The following is a 5,592-nucleotide window of genomic DNA, read 5'->3' on the forward strand; positions in this document are numbered from 1 at the left end:
ATAGTATATGGCCGCCGGCGCCGCCGCGCCGCCGTAGGACCGGTCATCGCGCACGTAGGTCCATATGCGCCCGGTCGTGCATTTGTCTTTGGCCTGAATGGGAATGGTGGTGTCGTCGCCAAAAAGGCGCTCGGCCGCGAAGACATGCGCCTCGATCAGATCAAAAATCGGCAGGAGCGCAGCTGGCTTCCTCGCGCGCCACCCTGCTCATTGGGCTGAGCCTCCCCCCGTCCGATTGTGCTGGAGATTTTCCTCTGGGCGCACCTGCCTATGGAGAGTGGCAGGATCAGGGCATTGTTGGCGCCTTTGCGCAAATAGTTTTCGATGGCTCGGCGTTTGCCCCGGCGGCACGTTGGGAAGCCAACGTTCAGGGACGTGCCCGAACTTTCTACCGGCAGGAAAAGAGAGCAAAACTTTACTTCAACGACGGGAGCAGCGATGTCGGGGTCGGTTCCGGCTGAGGCGAAATGACACGCGCGGTCTGCGTTGAACGAGGGTTTTCGCTTGCGGCTAGAGATGGGTCAGGTCGTCCGGGTATTGACCGCCCCGCTGGACGAACAGGCCCCAAGTTTCCTCACCCCGTTTTGAGACGACCCGGTGGGCAGGATCATCTGAAGCTTCCGCGATCAGGCCGAGGCGCACGAGTGGTGCGATCGTTCTGTCACCAAACAGTTTCTCATAGGTCCGCTCCTGCAAGTCGAGCATCCAACCCGGCGTTCCACGCTCCGTGATAGCGGGGACAAGGCGTCCGCTCGAGGCGGGCCTACCCCCACGCGACAGCGTGAACAGGCAGATGGTCCAGAAAGCGTCCCTTGGTCGTGGCGGTATCAGCGCCCATTCTATTGGTCCGCTGTCCGGTTGTTCGGCCACGGGAGCGGGTCCGCGCTCCCCGTCACGGGTTCCCTCCCAGTATGCTCTCTCAAGCGCATTGGCGATGGTGCCCGCGGTATCGACGGAGAGCCCGTATTTCCGGTTGTAACGGTCTTTCGCGACGATCTCCCGTGCAATTTCCCTGAAGCGGGCCTTGCGATATGGATCGGATGGGGGGCGTCCTGATCGCATGGTCATGGCGTGATCTCCATCTTCGGAGCCAAGGAAAGTCTGCTGCGCTTGACGATGTCAGCAACGGTGTTCTTGCTCAAACCGAGATCGCGAGCGATCCAGCTACAGCTACAGCCTTCGGCGTACAACTTGATGACTTTTGTCGCCAGCCGATCTGATTTTCGGCGCTCCCCAGTCGGTCGACCGAGCTTTCTCCCACGTTCTTTTGCTGCGGCTAGCCCGGATTTGACGCGTTCGCTATCAGGTCGCGTTCGAATGCCGCGATGCCGGCGCGGAACGTCGCCAGCATCCGACCATGTGGCGATGACAGATCGAAGGCCATGCTATTCATACCGATGACGGAAACCTTCCAGCACTTCCTTTGATTTGCATTGCCCGTCGGGCACAGTCAAAAAAGATGGGTCCGGAACCCGGAGCAAACGGCCTAGCCAAACAATCACGCCACTGGCAAGACGCCTCGGTCTTCAACCTGACGTCACTTATTCGAAGGGCCAAGAGGCGCTGGCGGCCGAAGCCATCCGCACAGCCCCAACACCTGTGTTGGTAAGCTGGCAGCATGAATCTATTCCTGATCTGGCAGTTGCGCTCGTCGGTGGCGCGGGTATCGCTCCGGAATCTTGGCCGGACGAGGATTTCGACAGCATCTGGGTGTTGCAGAACGATGGCGCAGACGTGTGGTCATTCTCGCGTCAGAGCCAAGAGCTTCTCGACGGTGATGGGAAATTGTTCTGATACAGATGGCATGAAGAGCCGCGACCGCTCCAGTCCTGATGCCGTCAAATCGCGGCTCGCAGAGCCGTCTTTTAAGACGCGCCCGGCTGCTCCCGCACTATCCAATCCAGTATGTCCGGGTCAACCTGCTCGTCGCCGGTGAGATCTCGGATCATTTGGGCGGCGTATTCTCGGGACTGGCTTTCCGGGATTTCCCCTTCGATGATCGCCCGGCGGATGGCGCTTCGCAGGATTTCGCAATCGAATGCAGACACCTTGGCGCGTGACATTGTCAGGCTCCCGGACATAGGCGGAAGCTCCAACTTCCAACCGTCCGCAATTGCCCTTTATTCGGTACGGGCGATTTGGGGATCATACGCCTTACTGCGCGTTGCGCGAGTCGAACGAATGTGGGTCCGTCAAACAGACCATATCGCCCGTCACCACGGGAATGATTGTGAGGCGAACCTGGCCATCACACTCGGTGCCATCCGGTTGGGCGTTGCCTTTTCCGTTGCTGGTCCGTCCGGAGCCGATGACGTTCCCTTTCTAGCCGGCGCAGCCGTCTTGTCCCGATCCTGCCCGCTCCATTCGCTGCGCTCCCGTGTTGGGGACAAGCCCGCTTAGAGCGCCGTCACCTTTGGAACCGTCCTCCGGGACAGAAACCATCAACCAAAGGAAAAGACCATGACCTACAACCGCAACACCAAGTCCGAGGCGAAATCGCCGCTCTACCACGCCTACACCGTGCGCGACGGCAAGGAAGGCCAGAAGGGCTTCTGGATCCGCATCGGCTCCTTCTTCGCCCACGACGACGGCGAGGGCGGCACGCTCCTCCTTGATGCCCTGCCGCTCGACGGACGCATCGTCCTTCGCGCCCCGAAGGCCGACGAGTAGGAGGCCGCCATGCAGATCTTAACCCAAGACCTGCGCGAGAAGCTGCTGGCGAATGGTCGCCAGCAGCAGCCTCTCCGCGGCACCGGCAGCGAAATCGACTTCGTCCCCGTCGTCAAACTGTTCACGCCGGATGCCGGCGCGACCTGGCTCCTGACCGAAATCGATCCGGATGACCCGGATATCGCCTTTGGTCTGTGTGACCTTGGGCTCGGTTGTCCAGAGATCGGCAGCGTCAGCCTTACGGAGCTCGCTTCGGTCCGCGGGCGACTTGGCTTGCCGGTCGAGCGCGATCGGCATTTCAAGGCGAACAAGCCGCTGTCGGCCTATGCCAGCGACGCTCATCGCCTCGGCCGCATCCAGGTGTGACGTTCGTCACGATGCCCAACGCCATCCTTACGGGTGGGCGTCGGGCGCTTATCTTTCAACGAGTAGCGTCGACCAACGGTCAAGCGGCGCTTACCCGATCCAGGACCAATGCCACCAAGGGTCTCGGGAAACCAGGCGCCTGAAGAGATTGATCGGCAACTCGAAGCGACAAATATTGCAATTGAGCGGAATAAGTACGACAAATGGGCGAGTTATGCCTCGATTTTAAGGTTGGCGACCGATCTAATCATACCGTCAGCTATCACTATGGTTGCCGTGTACTTCGAGTTCTCAAATATTATTGCAGTAGTTCGCGTTTTATTTTAAACTGATTCCGTAAATAAATCACGTTTGGACAGGATCTATGACCCAGCAAGGTTCTGCATCGTTGAATTTTGTGCTTCGTAATGGTCGAAAAGTCGCGGCCAGAAGGTATGTTAACCCAGATGGAACAATCGGCGGCTTGGTTGCCGAGACAGCGGTTGTCGAATCGGGAGCAGTTATCGAGGTCGGAGCTGTTGTAGGTCCGGGCGCGAGGGTGAGCAAAGGTATCCGTGTTAAATCGGAGAAGATTGTGGACATCCAAGATATCGAGTAGGAAAAGGGCCCCACGGGGGCCCTTTCTCTTTTGCACAGTGTCCAATAGTTAGTCGGTGCTCTTCGCTGGGGGCGGGGCAGTCGCGCATACGGCTTTGGACTTGGCTGACCCGGAGATCGGCAGCGTCAGCCTCGCGGAACTGTCTTCTGTCCGAGGTCGTCTTGGCCCTGCCGGTGGAACGCGATCGGCACTTTAAGCCGGACAGAGCCCTATCGGGCTATGCCCGCGAGGCTCGTCGCCATGGTCGGATTCGGGCGTAACGTTCGTCACGATGCTCAACGCCATCCTTAGGGGTGGCGTTGAGTGCCGAAGGCGATAGCGGCCAGACCTCAGGCCCTGGCCTTACGTTTCGTCGCAGGTTTCTTGGCCGGAGCTGGCTTTCTTCCCAAGCCTAGCGACTTGGCCAAAGCCGAACGGGTCGCCGAATAACTCGGCGCAACCATGGGATAGTCCTTCGCCAACCCCCATTTCGCCCGGTATTCATCAGGCGTCAGCCCATGACTGGTCACAAGATGGCGCTTAAGCGACTTGTATTTCTTACCGTCCTCAAGGCTGATGATGTAGTCCGGAAACACCGACCTTTTGGGGTTAACTGCCGGCTTGGGCGGGGGTTCTACTATGGGAGATGGCGGGCTAATATTCGACAACGCCGAATTCACGCTCGCGATCAAATCCGGCAATCCGGACACTGGAACAGGGTTCTTTTGGACATAGGCGGCAACGATATCGGCAGTAAGTTCAATCATATTATTGTTTGGTTCCCCGGGCATCGACGTGCTCCTTCAATCACCATATTCTCATATCCGTCAAAGAGACGATATGCGCCCAACCTATGCCATTTGGACTTTCTCCAATCAAGTCGGATATTTGGCATTTCTGTATGACGCAGGGGCAAATGCGAACGTTCGTTTGGTGGCAAAGCGTAGCCACGCCAAACCAACCTCCCGGTTAGTGCGGAACCAAATAATGTTGCAATCGCCTCGATTGACTATAGTCTATAGGGATCAAAGGCGGGGTCCGGATTATAGAAAGCGAGATATCACTGAGTATAGATCGCAAATGCATAATAAAGCTTCTGCTGTTTCTACCCATGTCACTTGGTCGGACCACCTAACTGCTTACGATCGAGAGCATCAGCCCATCTATTTGAAGCTCCTAGAGGCCTGGTTCGACGAAGCCAGCGTAGAAGAAATGGCGGAAATTTTGGGTGTCGATCCGTGGGAGGAGCCAGTTCGCGCCCGCGACGCGGTTCGCAGCCATCTCGATCGAGTGGTGTGGCTGTTGACTACGGGATCCAAGGAGCTTTTCAAATCCTTGCCGCAAAAGTGTCCATAGAATCGGCACGAATTCTTTGCCAGTTGAGGGACCAAATGCGCGGCCGGCGGCTCGGATGAAGAGCGGTGAAGCTTCCGCTATCGCCCAGAGCTCTCCGGCAGTTCGCCGATGCATTCCTCGAGCTTCTCCAGGCGAAGCTTCGCACTGCGAAGTTCATGGCCGGCTTCGAAACGTCGATGGCGTTCCAAAGGTGCGGTCGTCATGAGGTCGAGCTCCAGTTCGGCAATGCGGCAATGCGCGCGCGCACCTGTCGAGCGTCGTCCTGGCGCAACGCTCTAATCAATCCACGTCCACGCATTAGTCTTCCCTGCAGCACCCCAAAAGCCATGCTGGTCTATCCTCGGAGACCCTAATTTCCGGCAAGCCGAAACGCTCTAAATTTAACTTCGGCTACTTTAGCGATGATAAGGCGCTTGGCATGAGGCGGACAGGCGAAGGTGGCACCGGCCAGGAGCGCAACTGCGTGGTCGCAGTGGCTGCGGGACGGCGTGCGGCGGCTGGGATGTGGATAATTAGGCCTGGCCTATTGCGGATTACGCCAGCCGGCGCGCACCCTGGCTACCATGGTGGCGGAGCATGTTGAATTGGCGTTGTTTGAGCAGTCGCTCGGCAATCGCGAGGGC

Annotated in this window: 8 protein-coding genes and 1 pseudogene; 5 read left to right on the forward strand and 4 right to left on the reverse strand. The window is 58.1% G+C overall.

All coding sequences use genetic code 11. The annotated features are described in order from the left end of the window. The 3 genes and pseudogenes from ACFFNA_RS35980 to ACFFNA_RS35990 form a co-directional block, all read right to left on the reverse strand. Nucleotides 1-183: pseudogene (locus tag ACFFNA_RS35980) on the reverse strand (IS66 family transposase); the annotation flags it as partial. Between the two features lie 327 nt (nt 184-510). Beyond that, nucleotides 511-1,068 carry a hypothetical protein gene (locus ACFFNA_RS35985; RefSeq protein WP_378924713.1) on the reverse strand — a complete coding sequence of 186 codons (558 nt, stop codon included), beginning with the start codon at nt 1,066-1,068 and terminating at the stop codon, nt 511-513. 797 nt (nt 1,069-1,865) lie between these two features. Further along, complete coding sequence (locus tag ACFFNA_RS35990) at nt 1,866-2,063, reverse strand: hypothetical protein (protein WP_143748914.1); 198 nt, start codon at nt 2,061-2,063, stop codon at nt 1,866-1,868. Between the two features lie 397 nt (nt 2,064-2,460). On the opposite strand from ACFFNA_RS35990, the gene ACFFNA_RS35995 reads away from it, so the two are divergent. The 4 genes from ACFFNA_RS35995 (at nt 2,461) to ACFFNA_RS36010 (ending at nt 3,894) form a co-directional block, all read left to right on the forward strand. Beyond that, nucleotides 2,461-2,670: a hypothetical protein gene (locus ACFFNA_RS35995; protein ID WP_378924715.1), complete on the forward strand. Its 210-nt coding sequence runs from the start codon at nt 2,461-2,463 to the stop codon at nt 2,668-2,670. Between the two features lie 9 nt (nt 2,671-2,679). Further along, nucleotides 2,680-3,036 (forward strand): DUF2958 domain-containing protein, encoded by a 357-nt coding sequence (locus ACFFNA_RS36000; RefSeq protein ID WP_378924717.1) that lies wholly within the window; start codon nt 2,680-2,682, stop codon nt 3,034-3,036. A gap of 364 nt (nt 3,037-3,400) precedes the next feature. After that, the gene (locus tag ACFFNA_RS36005) at nt 3,401-3,634 is read left to right on the forward strand and encodes an LbetaH domain-containing protein (protein ID WP_378924719.1); all 234 of its coding nucleotides are present in this window, start codon (nt 3,401-3,403) and stop codon (nt 3,632-3,634) included. 173 nt (nt 3,635-3,807) lie between these two features. Then, nucleotides 3,808-3,894 carry a DUF2958 domain-containing protein gene (locus ACFFNA_RS36010; RefSeq protein WP_378924725.1) on the forward strand — a complete coding sequence of 29 codons (87 nt, stop codon included), beginning with the start codon at nt 3,808-3,810 and terminating at the stop codon, nt 3,892-3,894. Nucleotides 3,895-3,963: 69 nt separating this feature from the next. Here ACFFNA_RS36010 and ACFFNA_RS36015 read toward each other — a convergent pair whose 3' ends face one another. Beyond that, on the reverse strand, nt 3,964-4,404 hold the full coding sequence (locus ACFFNA_RS36015; RefSeq protein WP_378924721.1) for a Ros/MucR family transcriptional regulator: 441 nt from the start codon (nt 4,402-4,404) through the stop codon (nt 3,964-3,966). A gap of 289 nt (nt 4,405-4,693) precedes the next feature. On the opposite strand from ACFFNA_RS36015, the gene ACFFNA_RS36020 reads away from it, so the two are divergent. Then, nucleotides 4,694-4,969 (forward strand): hypothetical protein, encoded by a 276-nt coding sequence (locus ACFFNA_RS36020; protein WP_378924723.1) that lies wholly within the window; start codon nt 4,694-4,696, stop codon nt 4,967-4,969. The last annotated feature ends 623 nt before the right edge of the window (nt 4,970-5,592 follow it).

This window comes from Mesorhizobium kowhaii (assembly GCF_042431665.1).
Taxonomy (GTDB): Bacteria; Pseudomonadota; Alphaproteobacteria; order Rhizobiales; family Rhizobiaceae; genus Mesorhizobium; species Mesorhizobium kowhaii.

What these genes read in the sequence shown, in the direction of transcription:
- ACFFNA_RS35985 (WP_378924713.1), bottom strand. Translation starts at nt 1,068, where the DNA reads ATGACCATGCGATCAGGACGCCCCCCATCCGATCCATATCGCAAGGCC.
- ACFFNA_RS35990 (WP_143748914.1), bottom strand. Translation starts at nt 2,063, where the DNA reads ATGTCACGCGCCAAGGTGTCTGCATTCGATTGCGAAATCCTGCGAAGC.
- ACFFNA_RS35995 (WP_378924715.1), top strand. Translation starts at nt 2,461, where the DNA reads ATGACCTACAACCGCAACACCAAGTCCGAGGCGAAATCGCCGCTCTAC.
- ACFFNA_RS36000 (WP_378924717.1), top strand. Translation starts at nt 2,680, where the DNA reads ATGCAGATCTTAACCCAAGACCTGCGCGAGAAGCTGCTGGCGAATGGT.
- ACFFNA_RS36005 (WP_378924719.1), top strand. Translation starts at nt 3,401, where the DNA reads ATGACCCAGCAAGGTTCTGCATCGTTGAATTTTGTGCTTCGTAATGGT.
- ACFFNA_RS36015 (WP_378924721.1), bottom strand. Translation starts at nt 4,404, where the DNA reads ATGCCCGGGGAACCAAACAATAATATGATTGAACTTACTGCCGATATC.
- ACFFNA_RS36020 (WP_378924723.1), top strand. Translation starts at nt 4,694, where the DNA reads ATGCATAATAAAGCTTCTGCTGTTTCTACCCATGTCACTTGGTCGGAC.